Source organism: Aequorivita marisscotiae, assembly GCF_029814825.1.
Lineage (GTDB): Bacteria > Bacteroidota > Bacteroidia > Flavobacteriales > Flavobacteriaceae > Aequorivita > Aequorivita marisscotiae.
This window is the reverse complement of record NZ_CP122379.1, coordinates 1345456-1363187: the sequence shown is the minus strand read 5'-3', so window position 1 is coordinate 1363187 and position 17732 is coordinate 1345456. Positions and strand designations below refer to the sequence as shown.

Annotated in this window: 12 protein-coding genes and 1 tRNA gene; 7 read left to right on the top strand and 6 right to left on the bottom strand. The window is 38.1% G+C overall.

Annotated elements, in window-relative coordinates; all coding sequences use genetic code 11:
* Positions 1-27: 27 nt before the first annotated feature.
* Genes infB through rimP form a run of 3 tightly spaced genes read right to left on the bottom strand, consistent with a single transcriptional unit; the run spans position 28 to position 4627 of the window.
* Positions 28-2859, bottom strand: a complete 2832-nt coding sequence (gene infB / locus QCQ61_RS06280) for a translation initiation factor IF-2 (RefSeq protein WP_279449917.1) — start codon at positions 2857-2859, stop codon at positions 28-30.
* A gap of 60 nt (positions 2860-2919) precedes the next feature.
* Positions 2920-4152, bottom strand: coding sequence for a transcription termination factor NusA (nusA, locus tag QCQ61_RS06275; RefSeq protein WP_279449916.1), 1233 nt, complete (start codon positions 4150-4152; stop codon positions 2920-2922).
* Positions 4153-4162: 10 nt separating this feature from the next.
* Positions 4163-4627, bottom strand: a complete 465-nt coding sequence (gene rimP / locus QCQ61_RS06270; protein WP_279449915.1) for a ribosome assembly cofactor RimP — start codon at positions 4625-4627, stop codon at positions 4163-4165.
* A 149-nt stretch (positions 4628-4776) separates the two neighbouring features.
* Between rimP and QCQ61_RS06265 the strand changes: the two genes are divergently transcribed.
* On the top strand, positions 4777-5598 hold the full coding sequence (locus QCQ61_RS06265; protein WP_279449914.1) for a universal stress protein: 822 nt from the start codon (positions 4777-4779) through the stop codon (positions 5596-5598).
* Positions 5599-6189, top strand: a complete 591-nt coding sequence (locus QCQ61_RS06260) for a hypothetical protein (protein WP_279449913.1) — start codon at positions 5599-5601, stop codon at positions 6187-6189.
* A gap of 131 nt (positions 6190-6320) precedes the next feature.
* On the opposite strand, the gene QCQ61_RS06255 is transcribed toward QCQ61_RS06260, so the two are convergent.
* Positions 6321-6393, bottom strand: a tRNA-Gln gene (locus QCQ61_RS06255).
* Positions 6394-6630: 237 nt separating this feature from the next.
* Here QCQ61_RS06255 and QCQ61_RS06250 point away from each other — a divergent pair.
* Complete coding sequence (locus QCQ61_RS06250) at positions 6631-9954, top strand: protein O-mannosyl-transferase family (RefSeq protein WP_279449912.1); 3324 nt, start codon at positions 6631-6633, stop codon at positions 9952-9954.
* A 27-nt stretch (positions 9955-9981) separates the two neighbouring features.
* Positions 9982-10620, top strand: coding sequence for a polysaccharide deacetylase family protein (locus QCQ61_RS06245; RefSeq protein ID WP_279449911.1), 639 nt, complete (start codon positions 9982-9984; stop codon positions 10618-10620).
* 16 nt (positions 10621-10636) lie between these two features.
* Here QCQ61_RS06245 and QCQ61_RS06240 read toward each other — a convergent pair whose 3' ends face one another.
* Both QCQ61_RS06240 and QCQ61_RS06235 read right to left on the bottom strand, forming a co-directional pair.
* Entirely contained in the window at positions 10637-10933 is a 297-nt protein-coding gene (locus tag QCQ61_RS06240) for a thioredoxin family protein (protein ID WP_279449910.1), read from the bottom strand.
* 141 nt (positions 10934-11074) lie between these two features.
* Positions 11075-12304 (bottom strand): metallophosphoesterase, encoded by a 1230-nt coding sequence (locus QCQ61_RS06235; protein ID WP_279449909.1) that lies wholly within the window; start codon positions 12302-12304, stop codon positions 11075-11077.
* Positions 12305-12405: 101 nt separating this feature from the next.
* On the opposite strand from QCQ61_RS06235, the gene QCQ61_RS06230 reads away from it, so the two are divergent.
* Genes QCQ61_RS06230 through QCQ61_RS06220 form a run of 3 tightly spaced genes read left to right on the top strand, consistent with a single transcriptional unit; the run spans position 12406 to position 17694 of the window.
* Positions 12406-15309 (top strand): GH92 family glycosyl hydrolase, encoded by a 2904-nt coding sequence (locus QCQ61_RS06230; protein ID WP_279449908.1) that lies wholly within the window; start codon positions 12406-12408, stop codon positions 15307-15309.
* 51 nt (positions 15310-15360) lie between these two features.
* A complete protein-coding gene (locus QCQ61_RS06225) occupies positions 15361-16359 on the top strand; it encodes an isoaspartyl peptidase/L-asparaginase family protein (RefSeq protein WP_279449907.1) in 999 nt (332 codons plus the stop codon).
* A gap of 18 nt (positions 16360-16377) precedes the next feature.
* Positions 16378-17694, top strand: coding sequence for a sugar MFS transporter (locus QCQ61_RS06220; RefSeq protein ID WP_279449906.1), 1317 nt, complete (start codon positions 16378-16380; stop codon positions 17692-17694).
* Positions 17695-17732: the final 38 nt, after the last annotated feature.

Here is a 17732-nt window from a genome sequence, read left to right as displayed (position 1 = left end):
CGCTTTAATATAGAACTCAGGAATAGATTATTTTAATTTTTTCTTTACAGCAACCTCCTGGAATGCTTCGATAATGTCATTTTCATAAATATCGTTGTAGTTTTTAATTTGAATACCACAATCGTATCCTTTAGACACCTCTTTAACATCGTCTTTAAATCGTTTTAAGGAAGCCAGTTCACCTGTGTAAACTACCACTCCTTCGCGAATTAGACGAATTCCAGAATTTCGGAAAATTTTTCCGGTCAATACCATACAACCTGCAATTGTACCTACTTTCGATATCTTGAAAGTTTCACGAATTTCTGCTGTTCCAGTAATTTCTTCTTTCATTTCTGGAGAAAGCATACCTTCCATTGCATCTTTTAGATCGTTTATAGCATCGTAAATAATGGAGTATGTACGGATATCTATTTCTTCTTTATCGGCAATCTGGCGCGCATTACCCATAGGGCGAACGTTGAAACCAATAATAATTGCGTCTGAAGCTGATGCTAGCAGCACATCGCTTTCGGTAATTGGGCCAACCGCTTTATGAATAATATTTACTTGTATTTCTTCAGTAGATAATTTCTGGAATGAATCTGTTAATGCTTCAACAGAACCATCAACATCACCTTTTAGAATTATGTTGAGTTCTTTAAATTCACCTAAGGCAATACGTCTTCCTATTTCGTCTAACGTAATATGGCGCTGTGTTCGTACAGACTGCTCTCGTTGCAGTTGGGTGCGTTTTGTGGCAATACTCTTGGCCTCACGTTCGTCGTCAAAAACATTAAATTTATCGCCCGCTTGCGGTGCTCCGTCAAGACCAAGCACAGACACTGGCGTTGATGGCCCAGCCTCTTTTACATTCTTGCCACGCTCATCTTGCATAGCTCTTACTTTACCGCTGTGCTGTCCTGCGAGTACGTAGTCTCCAACTTTTAATGTACCACCTTGCACCAAAACGGTAGATACATACCCTCGACCTTTGTCTAAGAATGCTTCTACAATTGTACCGTTTGCCTGACGATCTGGGTTTGCTTTTAGTTCAAGTAGTTCGGCTTCAAGCAATACTTTTTCCAGTAATTCCTTTACACCATTACCTGTTTTTGCCGATATATCCTGCGACTGAATCTTTCCACCCCAATCTTCAACCAGCAAATTCATTTGAGCCAGACCTTCTTTAATTTTTTCAGGATTTGCGGTAGGTTTATCTATTTTATTAATTGCAAAAACTATTGGCACACCCGCTGCTTGCGCGTGGCTAATTGCCTCTTTTGTTTGTGGCATAATGTCGTCGTCCGCAGCAACCACAATAATGGCAACGTCGGTAACTTGTGCTCCACGAGCACGCATAGCAGTAAACGCCTCGTGACCGGGTGTATCTAAAAATGCAATCTTTTGGCCACCTTCCAATTCAACTCCATAGGCTCCAATATGTTGTGTTATACCTCCAGATTCACCTGCAATTACGTTTTCTTTACGTATATAATCCAATAGCGAAGTTTTACCGTGATCTACGTGACCCATTACCGTTACAATAGGTGCGCGATCTTCCAAATCTTCTGGCGCATCAATTTCGCGATCTATAGATTCTTCGAGGTCTGCTGTTACAAATTCTAATTCGTAACCAAATTCATCTGCAACAATACTTAAAGTTTCGGCATCAAGACGCTGGTTCATAGTTACCATCATACCCAAACTCATACAAGCCGAGATAATTTTGGTAACGGGCACTTCCATCATGGTTGCCATTTCACTTGCGGTAACAAATTCGGTAACTTTAATAAGCTTGTTATCGGCCTCTTGTTGTGCAAGCTCATCGGTTTTTTGACGGTGCGTATCTCGTTTTTCACGACGGTATTTAGCACCTTTACCTTTAGAAGACTTTCCTTGCAGTTTTTCTAAAGTTTCGCGAACTTGTTTTTGTACTTCTTCTTCGCTTGGCTCTTCTTTTGGCGTATTGCTTCGTCCTTTTCTGTTTCCAGACCCAGGTCCTGCTCCGCGCTTATCTCTAAAATTATTGCCTCCAGGTTTTGAGGCATCCTTACTTATACGGCGTCTTTTACCTTTAACGTTTTTCTTATCGTCGCTTTTTGAATCTTTTTTCTTCTCCGGTTTTTTAAACTGGGTAAGGTCTATTTTTTGGCCTGTAAAGTTAGGGCCTTCAAGCTTGCGGTATTGTGTAGTAACGGTATCTGATTCTTTCGGAGATTCGGTTTTTTCCGCTTCTTTTGGGGTTTCAGCTTTTTGGACAGGAGCTTCTTTAGCTGGCTCCTTTTCTATAGCTTTAGCCGTTGTATCTGCTTTCGGTTTTTCTTTTTTACTCTTTTCTTCTTTTGGCGCCTCTACAACTTTTTCTTCCTTTGGCTTCTCCTCCTTAACCTTTTCTTTCGCCGTCTCTTCTTTTACTGGAGATGTTTCCGCAGCTGGTTTTTCAACCTTTTCTGCTTCAACTTTTTCTTCTTTTGCTGCCGCGGGTTTCTCTTCGGCTTTAGGCTCATCTTTTTTGGGTTTTCCAGTTGCAAGGTCAATTTTCCCTACTTGCTTTGGACCGTCCAATTTTGCTCCAGCTCTAATAACGCGCGAAGCTTCTTCCTTTTTTTGCTTTTCTTCTAGCTCGCGCTCGCGCTCAAGGCGTAATTCTTCCTTTTCTTTGCGTTTTTCCTCGCCTACTTCCTTAGATGCTACTTTTTTACTTTTGTCGGTTTCAAACTCTTCAAAAAGAACTTCGTATTCATCACCTGTTATTTTGGTATTGGGACTTGCGTCCACATCGAACCCTTTGGAGCTTAAAAATTCCACGGCACGATCTAACGAGATATTGAATTCACGTAATACCTGACTTAGTCTTTTTGTCTTTACTTCAGCCATAAATGCTTTTTCCTGTTTTGTCTTTTTAAAAAATTTGTATAAAAGTAGTTAAAGTTTCAACTACTCTTCAAATTCTTCTTTTAATATATTTATTACATCGCGAATTGTTTCTTCTTCAAGATCGGTACGTTTTACCAAATCGTTGATGTCGTGTTCCAAGACGCTTTTTGCTGTATCCAGCCCAATTTTATGAAATTCTTGAATAATCCAACCTTCAATTTCGTCAGAGAATTCTGATAACTCTACATCTTCTTCGGCACCTTCGCGAAGCACATCTATTTCGTAACCTGTTAATTGTCCGGCAAGACGTATGTTGTGACCCCCGCGACCAATTGCTTTACTTACTTCTTCTGGGCGAAGAATAACTTCGGCACGTTTTTTTTCTTCATCAATTTTCACCGAGGTAACTTTTGCAGGGCTCAGCGCTCGGGTTATAAACAAGGTAAGGTTGCTGGTGTAGTTTATTACGTCTATATTTTCATTGCCCAATTCGCGTACTATCCCGTGAATTCTAGAACCTTTCATACCTACACAGGCTCCTACGGGATCTATTCGATCATCGTATGAATCTACGGCAACTTTTGCTTTTTCTCCTGGGATACGTACTACTTTTTTAACCGTGATTAAACCGTCAAAAACTTCCGGGATTTCCTGCTCGAATAATTTTTCAAGGAAAATTGGCGCTGCGCGGCTCATAATGATTGCAGGCTTGTTTCCTTTTAAATCTACACTTTCAATTATTCCACGAACATTGTCTCCTTTACGAAAGAAATCTGAAGGAATTTGCTTTTCCTTTGGAAGAATAATTTCATTACCATCGTCGTCTAACAAAATAACGGCACGGTGGCGAATATGATGTACCTCTGCGGTGTAAATTTCACCTTCAAGATCTTTAAACTGCTTATATATTATGGTATTGTCGTGCTCGTGAATTTTTGAAATAAGGTTTTGGCGCAGTGCCAATATTGAACGACGGCCAAGATCTATTAATTTTACTTCTTCAGAAACATCTTCACCAATTTCAAAATCTGGCTCAATTTTTCGAGCTTCGCTTATTGAAATTTCCTCGTTTGGATCTTCCACTTCACCATCGGCTACAACTACACGGTTTCTCCATATTTCAAGATCGCCCTTATCTGGGTTTACAATAATATCAAAGTTATCATCGCTTCCGTATTTCTTTTTTAGCGCGTTTCTGAAAACGTCTTCAAGTATCGCCATAAGCGTTACTCTGTCTATTTGTTTGTCGTCTTTAAATTCCGAGAAAGAATCGATTAGTGCTAAGTTTTCCATATCAATTCAATTAAAATGTTATCATCACTTTTGCTTCCATAATATCTTTATAAGGCAATGTTGCCTCTTTTTGAACGGTAATTTTACCTTTTCCAACAGGTTTTGGTTCGCGTGCAGTCCAAGTAAGGGTACAGCTTTCTTCGTTGGCAGTGGTTAATTCGCCTTCAATTTTTTCGTCGTTTTTGGTTCTTATTTTTAGGGTTCTTCCTATATTTTTTTTGTATTGTCGGGGCATGGTTAGGGGCTCTGAAATACCGGCAGACATTACTTCTAAGGAAAAATCGTATTCTTCTCTATCTAAATTGTGCTCAATCTGGCGGCTAACCGCAATACAGTCTTCCACCGTTACACCACTATCGCCGTCAAGGATGACCCGTATTTGGTTGTCTTCAGAAATATTTAGGTCAATCAGAAACAGTGATTTGTTTTCGTCCAGTGCACTTTTAAGCAGTTGTGCTACTTTTTCCCGCATCATTTTTAGCTATAAAAAGAGGGGACTTTAGTCCCCTCAGATATTTTCGTATCAAATTCGGTGCAAATATACTATATTTTTTAATATTATAAAAACCAAGCGCAAAGGATTTATTTTGTAATTTAAGGGTTCTAATAATTAACCAACCTTCTATGAAACGTATCTTAGTACCGACAGATTTTTCCGAACAGGCGGAAAACGCATTAAAAGTGGCCATTACTTTGGCAAAAAAGCACAATAGCGAAATATATGTTCTTCACTCTATGGAAATGCCGCTTCATCTGGCAACTTCGAGCGATTCGGGCAATCTTCCGGAGTCACTTTTCTTTATTAAACTTGTGGAAAAACGATTTAGCGAACTCAGGCAAAAACCCTATTTGCAAGGTATTACGCTGTATGAAACCATAGGCCACGACGAGATTTACGAAGATATTGAAACAACTTGCGCCAAAAACAATATAGATTTAATTGTAATGGGCTCTACTGGTGCAAGCGGTTTTAAAGAAATGTTTGTGGGAAGCAATACCGAAAAGGTAGTTCGCACCTCCAAAATTCCTGTATTGGTTATAAAGAATAATCATCCCGATTTTAAGGTAAACGATTTTATTTTTGCTACAGATTTTTCTGAAGATGGACGGGGCGCACTAGACAAGGCACAAAAATTTGCTAAAAAAGTGGGTGCCAAAATGCACCTGCTCTTTGTAAACACACCCGGTAACTTTCATACATCTGTTGAAGCCCAAAAAATAATGGAAAACTTTGTTCGCGGAATGGGCGTAGAAAATTACACGCTTAATATTTTTAACGATAACTCAGTAGAAAAAGGCATCCTCAATTTTGCCAACCACATAAATGCACAACTTATAGGGATGGGCACTCATGGCCGCAAAGGTATATCGCATTTTTTTAACGGCAGCATTAGTGAAGATATGGTAAACCACGCCAATATGCCGGTTATAACTTTTAAAATTTAAATGAAACTACTACCCCTAGGATTTTGTGTAATTTTATTAGGTTGCAATCAAATACCTAAAGATAAAGAACCAAAATTGGTGGTAATACCAGAGAAATCTACTATTGCGGTTGAGGAAAAACCAAATATTCCCGAAAGCGCCCTGAAAGCAGATTTTATAGGGAATACCGATTCTGTTTATGCTTATATTAAAAATATTGACACCACTAAACAAATAACGTTAATTGGTTTTGAGAAATCAAAACTTCCTTCAATACCTATTCCTGAAAGTATAGGAGCAGAGATGAAACTATTAAAACTCACGAATTTTAAGAACGATGTGTTGCTTGTAAATGCTAAATTGAAGGATACCAATTTTAATGAATACTACGTCTTTGTTTATAAAGACTCCGTTTGGAAACAACCCGTTAATCGTTTTGCAATCCACAAAAGCAACATGTCAGACTCCTTAGTGCCAATAACCAATGACGCTAAAGACAGCACGCTATTGCTGCGCTATTATTCGGTTTTTAATATGGACAGAAAGAGCGAAAAAAAATTTACTTGGAAATTAGAGCATGAACGTATTCCTATTTTTAATGATGAAGATTAAGAAGCAAAATAACTTCTTTTGATTTTTGCAATGTAGCTATACTTTGCAACCTTAATTCACACTCGTTCGAACAACCGAATAAAAAAACCCTGTATAACTTCAATTTTACAAGTTATTACAGGGTTTAGAAGTTGGCCCACTAGGGCTCGAACCTAGACTCTTCTGGACCAAAACCAGACGTGTTGCCAGTTACACCATGGGCCAATTTACATAAATATAGACTTGCGTCCACCACGGCTAAAAATATTTTCTAGCTTAGGAGGTGCAAATTTAATACAAACTTTGTCTTGTACAAATATTTCATTAAAAATTTAAGTACATTTTTTTTGCAATTACCTCCATTATTGAAAATAACGTCACTTATTGCACGTTACCTCATTTACATATGTGGGGCTATCTATATTATTAGTAAATTCGTCCCATAAAAATTTTTTAGTGCTTATGGGTTCTTTCAATTTTACTAAATGGAACAAAATTACAGGTTGGCTCGTCTTTGCTATTGCCCTTACAACCTATTGGTTAACCGTTGAACCAACTGCTAGTTTTTGGGATGCCGGCGAATACATAACTACTGCCAGTAATTTGGAGGTCGGACACCCACCGGGAGCTCCTTTATATCAATTGCTGGGTGCTTTTTTCTCCATTTTTGCGGCAGATGCTTCGCAAATTGCACTTACCATAAATTTAATGTCTGTTTTTTCGAGTGCATTTACCATTCTTTTTATGTTTTGGTCGCTCACTATTTTACTGTCCAATTTAATTTCGAAACATCAAGACATAAACAAAACGTCGGCCATGACAATTATTGGAAGTGCAGCCGTTGGAGCGCTGGCATTTACCTTTACTGATAGTTTTTGGTTTAACGCCGTAGAAGCAGAGGTTTATGCTAGTGCGGCTTTTTTAATGTCTGTTCTATTTTATACTGCCCTGCGTTGGGAACGCGAAATGTTTGAGCCACGTGGCAATCGATGGGTAATTCTTATCGCATTTATTATTGGCTTGTCATTCGGGGTTCACTTTATGGCGCTGCTTACTATTCCGGCAATCGGATTTTTATATTTCTTTAAACACTATAAAACAGTTACGGTTAAAAATTTTATCATAGCCAATATTGTCACTGTTGCAATTTTACTTTTTATCTTTAAATTGTTATTGCCAATGACGATGAAGTTTTTTAGCGCCTCAGAATTATTCTTCGTCAATAACATTGGACTGCCTTTTAACTCGGGAACTATTTTTGCCGCACTACTCTTTATTGTCCTATTTATTTATGGACTTCGCTATACCCGAAATAAAGGATTTGTTCAGCTCAACACCCTTTTACTCTGCGTTCTCTTTATATTTATTGGGTTTTCAAGTTGGTTAATGCTACCTATTCGGGCAAATGCCGGAACGGTAATTAATGAAAATAATCCAAACAATGCGCGCGAACTCTTGGCGTATTACAACCGCGAGCAATACCCCGAAACACATTTGTTTTACGGACCTCTTTTTACTGAAACCTATGCTGGTTTAGATGAAGACAATCCGTATAAAGATGAAAAACCCAAATATGAAAAAGACGAAGCCACTGGCAAATATATTATTGTAAACAATTACAAAAATGCTGGCCAAAACACCGAAGATTCACAGAAAGCGTTCATGCCTCGTATGTGGAGCACAGAGCACACTGCCAATTATATGGAATTTACGGGCGGTTTAGACTTTTCGGTTAAAAGCGAATATTTAAATGAACCGCGATTGGTTGACGAAGTAAATAAATTTAAACAAGCTTATAACCAAGGCCTCGTTGATAAAACTGATTACGATAAATTTTTAAAGAATTTCAATCAATTTCTCGATATACAAAAGCCCTCATTTTTCCAGAATATGAAATTTATGCTCGAATTTCAATTTGGATATATGTACTGGCGCTATTTTATGTGGAATTTTACCGGAAGACAAGACGATGTTCAAGGACGCTATACAGATTTACATGGCAATTGGCTAAGCGGCATTAAATTTATAGACGAACTGCGCCTAGGCAATCAAGATATGTTGCCGAGCGATATGAAAGAAAACAAAGCCCGAAATACCTACTATTTCCTACCGCTTATTTTGGGGGTAATTGGTTTGGTTTTTCACTTTAAAAACGATCAAAAAAGTTTTTGGGTACTACTTGTGTTTTTTCTGTTCACAGGTTTAGCACTAAAAATTTATTTAAATGAACGCCCTTTTGAACCGCGAGAACGTGACTATGCGTTAGTTGGTAGTTTTTACGTTTTTGCAATGTGGATAGGTTATGGCGTTTATGCGCTTTTTGATTTGGCCAAAGAGTATTTAAAACCTAAAATTGCCTTACCCGTGGTGCTTTTAATTACCACCTTGGCGGCACCCGTTTTGCTCGCCACCCAAAACTGGGATGACCACGACAGAAGCAACCGTTATACCGCACAGTCTATGGGTAAAATGTACCTAGATTCCTGCGATAAAAACGCAATTCTTTTTACAATTGGAGACAACGACACTTTTGCGCTTTGGTATGCACAAAATGTGGAAGGATACAGGCAGGATGTGCGTATTATTAACACAAGCCTATTCCAAACAGATTGGTATATAGACGATATGAAGAAGAAAGCCTTTACTAGCGATCCAATTCCATCACAATTAACACACGAAAAATACCGATGGGGTACACGCGACTTCTTAATCTTTCAAAAAACCAATAAAGATACAATTGATATTAAAACGTGGATGAATTTTGTAGCCAACGATAGCCCGGCTACACAAATGGAACTTCCGAGTGGGCAGGTAGTAAACACCTTCCCTTCCAAGGTAATCCGCATACCGGTAGATAAAGAGGCTGTATTGAAAAATGGCATTGTAGATCCAAAAGATGCAGATCGTATAGTACCATATATAGATATTAACCTTAAAGGCGACATTATTTACAAAAATAGAATGATGATGCTAGATATAATTGCAAACAATAATTGGGAACGACCTATTTATTTTAGCGGTGGAAGTTTTGGAGATGACGATTATTTGTGGATGAAAGATTATCTGCAATTAGAAGGTGTGGTTTATAAATTGGTGCCAATAAAAACGCCATTAGACAAAAGAAGTCCTTTTGATATGGGCCGAATAGACGCCGATAAAATGTACAATATTGTTATGTCTTGGGATTGGGGCAATAGCGGCAGTCCGGATATTTATCACGATACCGAAACCCGTAGAAACGGAATAACCTACCGCAGTAATCTCGCACGTCTTGCCGAAGCGCTTATAAACGAAGGAAAATTAGAAAAAGCCGAAAAAGTGCTCGATTTAGCAATGGAGAAAATGCCGATAGATTATTTTGAATACTATTCGTTATTAGAGCCATTTGTAATTGGATATTACGAACTGAGCAAACCCGAAAAAGCGCGAAAAGTTTATCAAGATGTTTCTGAAAAATATCAGGAGAATCTGCTGTATTACAACAGCCTAAAATTCAATAAACAACGTGCTATTGCTGAAGATATTATAAGCGATATGGAGCGTTATCGCGGTTTGGTTCAGGTTGTCGTGGTATATGATAAAGAAGAATACGGCCGCGCAGAAGCCAAAGAGTTTAATGAGTATTTAAAACTGTTCCGCCACTTCTATTCGCCCGATGAAGCTATGGATTTAGATAAGGATCTTCAAAAAGATTCAACTATTGAAATTCCTATAGATTCAAGTCTTTTGGAAAAAATGCAGCAAGAACCTACCAATGAAATTTTAGAAGAAGCACCCTTAAATTAATTCTAATTGCAACTTAATTTTGTAAAAATGCCCAAATTAATTCAGTGGTTGTACCCTGAACGAATTTGGGCATTTTCGCATACAAAAAACAATATCTATCTTACTTTTGATGATGGTCCCATTCCAGAAATTACGCCTTGGGTCTTAGATACGCTAAAAAAATACAATGCAAAAGCCACATTTTTTTGCATAGGTGAAAACGTTCAAAAAAACCCCGAGATTTTCCAAAGGATAATTGTAGAAAAGCATTCGGTGGGCAACCATACATTTAATCATTTAAATGGCTGGAAAACAAAAACCTCAACGTATATTAAAAACGTTGAGGAAGCCAAAAAACAGATGGCTAATAATGTAAGTGCCAAGCATATTGAAAACCAAATTCAGATTTCAAAATTATTTAGGCCTCCTTACGGGAAAATAACTTTAAAACAGGCAAGCATACTTCATAAAAAAGGATATAAAATTGTAATGTGGTCTATAATAAGCTATGATTACGACAAATTTGTTTCAGCAGAAAAATGCCTTCAAAATGTTTTAAAAAATATAAAACCGGGAAGTGTAATTGTGTTTCACGATAGTTTAAAAGCAGAAAAAAACCTTCGTTTTGTACTGCCGAAGGTTCTATCGTTTATTTCAGAAAAAGGCTGGAAGTGTTTACCGATATAGTATTTAAAATTTTCACTTAAACGTACTCATTCACAAGCCCAATTAACGTATTGGCATCTTGCTCGCCACTTTGCCGCCATTTCATTTCGCCATTTTTATAAATCATAAGGGTGGGAAGCCCTTTTACGCGCAAGGCATCGGCCAGCTCTTTATTTTTTTCAACGTCTATTTTTATAACTCGTGCCTTATCGCCAAGTGCAGCCGCAACATCTCTTAAAATGGGGTGCATTTCTTTGCTAGGTTCGTCCCATTCTGCATAAAAATCTAACAGAACTGGGATTTTTGTTTCAATTAATTCTCCAAATTTTGACATTAGCCTAGTATGTTAGTTGAGTAAGTGTATTACAAATATAATAAAATTAGCGCCCAAAGTACCTAAGTGCTATAAAGTGCCCAAAGTTTTCAAAAATGTTCGTTTTACTTTAGTTTTAAAAATTAAGAACTCGTTCGTTTATTAGTCGTTTAAGCGTTTTTTTCTTTTAAGCTGAATAACAGTTATTTCGGGCCAAATACCCACCCTTCCGGGATATCCTAAAAATCCAAAACCGCGATTTACATTTATATATCTCCCTAGCTCTTCATAAATTCCTGCCCAATTTTCATATCTGTATTTTATAGGGCTCCATTTTATAATCCCGGGAATTTCAATTCCAAATTGCATACCGTGGGTGTGCCCACTTAAAGTAAGCTGAAAGTTACGCCCATCCTCCTTTACCTGCGCCTGCCAATGCGATGGGTCGTGACTCAATAAAATTTTAAAGTCTGCATCTGAGATTCCTGCAACTGCTTTGTCCAAATCTCCAGCTTGCTTAAATCCGTTAAGGCCCCAATTTTCTACGCCAACAACAGCTATCTTCTGTCCGTCCCTTTCAATATATCTATTTTCATTAAGCAATAAATTCCAGCCCATTTCTTTTTGAATCATTTTCAGTTTTTCCAAATTTTGGGCTTGTTCTTTAGCACTGTTCCACTTTACATAATCGCCGTAATCATGATTTCCCAAAACCGAAAAAACACCCTGCGGTGCTGATAAGGTAGAAAAAAGATTTTTCCACTCGTCCATTTCATCGGCAAGGTTATTTACTAAATCGCCGGTAAACAAAATTACATCGCTCTGCTGTTCGTTTATAAGATTTACAGCATATTCTACTTTGTGATGATTGTCAAAACTACCACTGTGAATGTCGCTAATTTGTGTGAGTGTAAACCCGTCAAAAGCTTCGGGAAGGTCATCAAATTCCAAAGCGTATTTTAAGACTTTATAATTATATTTTCCTTGAAACATGCCATAGAGCAACGATGCAAAAGGAATAGCCGCAATTCCCAGGGCAATAGTGCTTACAAATTTTCTTCGTGAACCCATAAATGGCGCATCGCTACTGCCTGCCACTTTCATAAAAATTCCAGTAAAAAACCTGACAATATCTTCCCCAAACATAAAAATAACCACGATTAATTTTGGAATAAAAACCGCGATAAAAACACCAAAAACATACATAGCATTTACATCCAATACCCTGCCAGCACCCAAAGTAGAAAGTTGATAAATAAGTGCCGCCAAAACAGCCAATGAAATAAAAACGTACAACCCGTACAACCACGGACTTTTCGTAATAGTTTTTACTGCCTGAAAGGCATAAATATCAACAAGAATGTAAAAGAGAATAAAAATGAACCAACGCATAGTATAAATAGAATTTTTAAAGATAGTATGTTTCAAAAAATTGAAACTACTGTTCACTTTATTTTAACGGTTTTAGTATCTTTTCCCAATATTTTTTTATAATGCGAAACATTTTCTCCCTGCTATTTTTTGTAAGTACTATTTTCTGTTTTTCACAGCAATCTTCTTCTGAAAAACTAATCTCCTTTGTAAATCCATTTATTGGTACGGGTGGGCACGGCCACACTTATCCGGGCGCTTCGATGCCTTACGGAATGATGCAACTGAGCCCCGATACGCGTTTAGAGGGCTGGGACGGATGCAGTGGCTATCATTATAGCGACCAATATATTTACGGATTTTCGCACACTCATTTAAGCGGTACTGGTGTTAGCGATTATGGCGATGTTTTGTTAATGCCTACAAACGCTATTAATTTCAACAATGGTGACGATCGGAAAAAGGGTTATCGCGCACATTTTTCACACGAAAACGAAACTGCCTCCCCAGGTTATTACAGCGTACTTTTAGATGAAACCAATATTGAAGTAAAGCTCACCGTTTCCGAAAGAAGCGGAATGCATCACTATTCCTTCCCGAAAAATTCAAAACAAATAGTAATTCTCGATTTAGATCATCGCGACAAAGTTTTAAGTTCTGAAGTAAAAGTGCTTTCAAATACGGAGATTTCGGGTCATCGGCATTCTGATGCTTGGGCTAAAGATCAACGGCTTTTTTATAACATTCAGTTTTCACGACCCTATAAAAGTATTACTTATTTAAACGCTAAAACCAAAGGCGAGAAGGTAATAGCTGCTTTTGAATTTGACCCTTCCGAAGGAAACGAGTTGGAAATAAAAATAGCAATTTCCGCAGTAGATGAAGCCGGTGCCAAGAAAAATCTGGAAGTTGAAATCGGCAATAAAACTTTTCAGCAAATAAAATCCGAAGCCGAAACTGCTTGGGAAAACCAACTTGAGAAAATTGAAATCGACACCGAAAACAAAGATCAAAAAACCATTTTTTACACCGCGCTTTATCACACAATGCTAGCGCCAAATTTGTATCAAGATATGGACGGACGCTACCGCGGAATGGATTTAAAAATTCATCAATCCAACGATTTTACAAACTATACCGTTTTTTCACTTTGGGACACGTATCGTGCCACACATCCGCTATATACTATCATTGAGCAAGAGCGCACCAACCATTTTATCAATTCACTTTTGGCAAAGCACGACGAAGGCGGAATTCTTCCCATTTGGCCATTGGCAGCCAATTACACGGGTTGTATGATTGGTTACCACGCCGTGCCCGTCATTGTTGATGCGTATTTAAAAGATATTCGCGGCTTTAACGCAGATAGCGCTTTCAAAGCGATAACGCATAGCGCCATGCAAGATAAATTAGGCTTAAAAAGCTATAAAGAATTCGGATTTATACCGGTGGAAGAAGAAAGCGAATCTGTTTCAAAAACATTGGAATATGCCTACGACGATTGGACGATTGCGCAAATGGCAAAAGCGATGGGCAATATGGTAGAATACCAGATTTATTTGGAAAGAGCGCAGTATTATAAAAATGTTTTCGACCCCGAAACCAAGTTTATGCGCGGCCGTTTCCGCAATACGTGGTTTGCGCCATTTGACCCGTACGAAGTAAATTTCAACTACACCGAAGCCAATTCGTGGCAATACAGTTTCTACGTGCCGCAAGACATTTCGGGTTTGATAAATTTAATGGGAGGAAAAGCCGAATTTGAAAAACAGCTCGATAAACTTTTTACAGCAAAACAAGAAACTTCAGGTCGCCAACAGGCAGATATTACAGGGCTCATTGGTCAATACGCACACGGAAACGAGCCCAGCCACCATATGGCCTATCTCTACAATTTTGTAAATAAACCTGCAAAAACACAGGAAAAAGTACACCGGATTTTAAATGAATTGTACCAAAATACACCCGACGGAATCTCAGGAAACGAAGATTGTGGACAAATGAGCGCTTGGTACATTTTTAGTGCGATGGGTTTTTACCCTGTAACGCCCGCGAGCAACCAATATATTATTGGAACACCTTTGTTCGAAAAAGCCACAATTAATTTGGAAGATGGTAAAATTTTTAAAATTGAGGCTCAGAATATTTCAGACAAGAACAAATATATCGCTTCGGCAACTTTAAATGGAAACCCTTTAAACCGAAGTTTTATCAATCATTCTGAAATTGTAAAGGGTGGGAATTTAGTTTTTAAAATGACTGATAAGCCTTCAGATTGGGCCACAAAAGACAAGGAAATTCCGAAGATGGAAATCACTGAAAATTTAATTGTTCCGGCTCCATTTATTGCAAAAGGCGATGTAGCTTTTAAAAATGAAACCGAAATTTCGTTAGGAATTGCTCCGTCTGAATCCGAAATATTCTATAGTTTAGATGGCTCGGATTTTAAAATTTATATGAAACCGTTTATAATTTCGGAAGAAACTGAATTGAGAACCTACGCTTCCAACGGTTTTGAAAAACAAAGCGAAATTCTCTCAACACATTTTTACAAAATAGACCCAAACCTCAGCATAACTTTAGAAACCCAATACGCAAATCAATACAACGGCGGCGGGAAAAACGCACTTATTGATGGCATTCACGGGGCAAATGATTTTAGAACGGGAACTTGGCAAGGGTATCACGATTTAGATTTAAAAGCGACAGTTAATTTAGGTTCTAAAAAGAAAGTAAAATCTGTTAGCCTAAACTTTTTGAGAGACCAGCGCAGCTGGATATTTTTTCCTACCGAAGTTATCTGTCTGGTTTCAGAAAATGGCACAGACTTTACCCAATTGCCAATCCAAAAACTGAATGCCGCGCAACTTTCCGAAGAAGTAAAAACGAAAACTATTTTATTTGATGTAAATAAAAATGTTCAATTCATAAAAATTACGGCAAAAAACTTCGGCGATTTACCAAAAGAACATTTGGGTTTTGGCGGAAAAGCTTGGCTGTTTGTAGATGAAATAGAAGTGAAATAAATTAGACTCGAGACTAAAGGGAAACGATAATCAAAACTAAACTTAAATGTTATGAAACGCAGAAAATTCATTCAAAATGCTTCGCTTTCCACTTTGGGAATTGCAGTAGGCTCATCAGTTTTCGCTTCGGAAATAAAAACTGAAGTCTCGGAAGAAAAAAATCCTCAAAATAAAGCTTCGGGTTTTCCACTAGTAATAGCAACTTGGAACGTAAATAATAGCACTGCAGAAGCTTGGCGCGTTTTGCAAGAAGGAAATTCTTCGCTCGATGCGGTGGAAAAAGGATGTAGGATTGAAGAAGCCAATGCCGAAGGACAATCTGTTGGTATTGGCGGATTGCCCGATCGCGATGGAAATGTAACCTTGGACGCCTGTATTATGAACAAGAACGGCGATTATGGCGCTGTGGTTTATCTTCAAAATATTATGCATCCCATCTCCGTTGCCCGAAAAGTGATGGAAGACACCCCACATGTAATTTTGGCGGGAAAAGGAGCAGAACAATTTGCGTATGCTAAGGGATTTAAACCAGTAGATTTGCTCACCGACGCTTCAAAAAAAGCTTGGCAAGAATGGAAAAAAACTTCACAATACAAACCAATTATAAATATTGAAAACCACGATACTATAGGAATGCTCGCTATTGACAAAAACGGTGATATTTCAGGCGGGTGCACAACCAGTGGCCTGGCTTATAAAATGGCCGGTCGAGTGGGCGATTCGCCAATAATTGGTTCGGGCCTTTTTATCGATAATGAAATTGGAGGTGCAACCGCAACAGGTCTTGGCGAAGAAGTTTTAAAAACCGTAGGCAGTTTTCTAATTGTTGAATTGATGCGCCAAGGCAAAACGCCACAGCAAGCTTGCGAAGAAGCAATTGGAAGAATAATAAAAAAGAACCCCAATTACAATGACTTTCAAGTGGGTTATATTGCAGTGAATAAAAAGGGCGAAACGGGATATTTTGCAATTCACGATGGATTTTGGGTAACGAAATATCAAAACGATAAAAACGAAAACTTTTCCTCGAATTTTTACGATAAGAAGTAATTTTAACAACAAGCAATCATGACCGAAAAAAAATCTTTCCGCTCCGCATTTATCACTGTAACCATCCTCTTTTTTCTTTGGGGCTTTATCACCGTTTTGGTTGATAGCCTAGTACCGCGATTAAAAGATGTTTTTGAGCTGAGTTATTTTCAGGCAGGACTCGTTCAGTTCGCTTTCTTTTTAGCGTATTTGGTAATTTCCGTCCCTGCAGGAGCTTTGCTTTCGCGAATTGGATATCAAAAAGGAATAATTGTGGGTTTGGTTACTATGGCAGTTGGTTGTTTGCTTTTTTATCCCGCAGCTGCCGACAGGCAATTCTGGTTATTTATGGTTGCTTATTTTACGTTGGCTGGCGGAATTACAATTCTGCAAGTTGCTGCAAATCCGTATGTTTCGGTGTTGGGAAGTGAAGATGGCGCTTCCAGCCGTTTAAATTTATCGCAAGCATTCAACTCTTTAGGAACTGCCATTGCTCCCTTAATTGGCGCTTCATTTTTATTGAGCGATACTATAAAATCTTCGGAAGAAATTTTGGTTCTATCAGATACAGAAAAAAGCTCTTATTACATTTCTGAAGCTTCGGCCGTACAAGTGCCGTTTCTGTATATAGCTGCATTTATTGGCTTATTGGCGCTTCTATTTGTGTTTATAAAGTTACCAACTATTTTGGAAAAAAGTCCCGTGGGCGGCTATGGAAAACTGTTAAAAAACAAAATCGTGATGCTCGGGGCTTTGGGTATTTTTCTGTACGTAGGCGCCGAAGTTGCTATTGGCAGTTATTTGGTAAACTATTTTATGAGCATGAATATTTCTGAAATAATCCTGCAAAACGAAACAATGAAATACCTAGCCGAAAGCCTTTTAAACACCGATTTAAATGCCATAGATCCCAAAGCCATTGTGGGAGCCTTCGTTGTATTTTATTGGAGCGGGGCTATGGTAGGTAGGTTTATTGGCGCCTATTTAACTAAAATAATTGCACCGACCAAAGTGCTATCAATTTTTGCGTTTCTGGCGGTATTAATGTTGTTTGTTTCTATGAATACATCGGGCTTACTAGCTATGTGGTCCATTCTTGCAGTAGGACTTTTTAATTCTATAATGTTTCCAACTATTTTTGCCTTAACAATTGACGGATTGGGCGATTTAAAACCACAGGCTTCAGGATTGCTGTGTATGGCAATTGTTGGGGGCGCTGTAATTCCACCCGCTTATGGCTTTCTTACCGATAATATAGGATTTAAACTGGCCTTGCTCTTAGTAATTGCTTGCTACGGTTATATTCTATTATTTGGAATTTTAAAAGGACGAAGTTTAATTTTGAAAAAAATCTAGCACATAAGATTCCATATTAAGCATAAAGCACAGTTGAG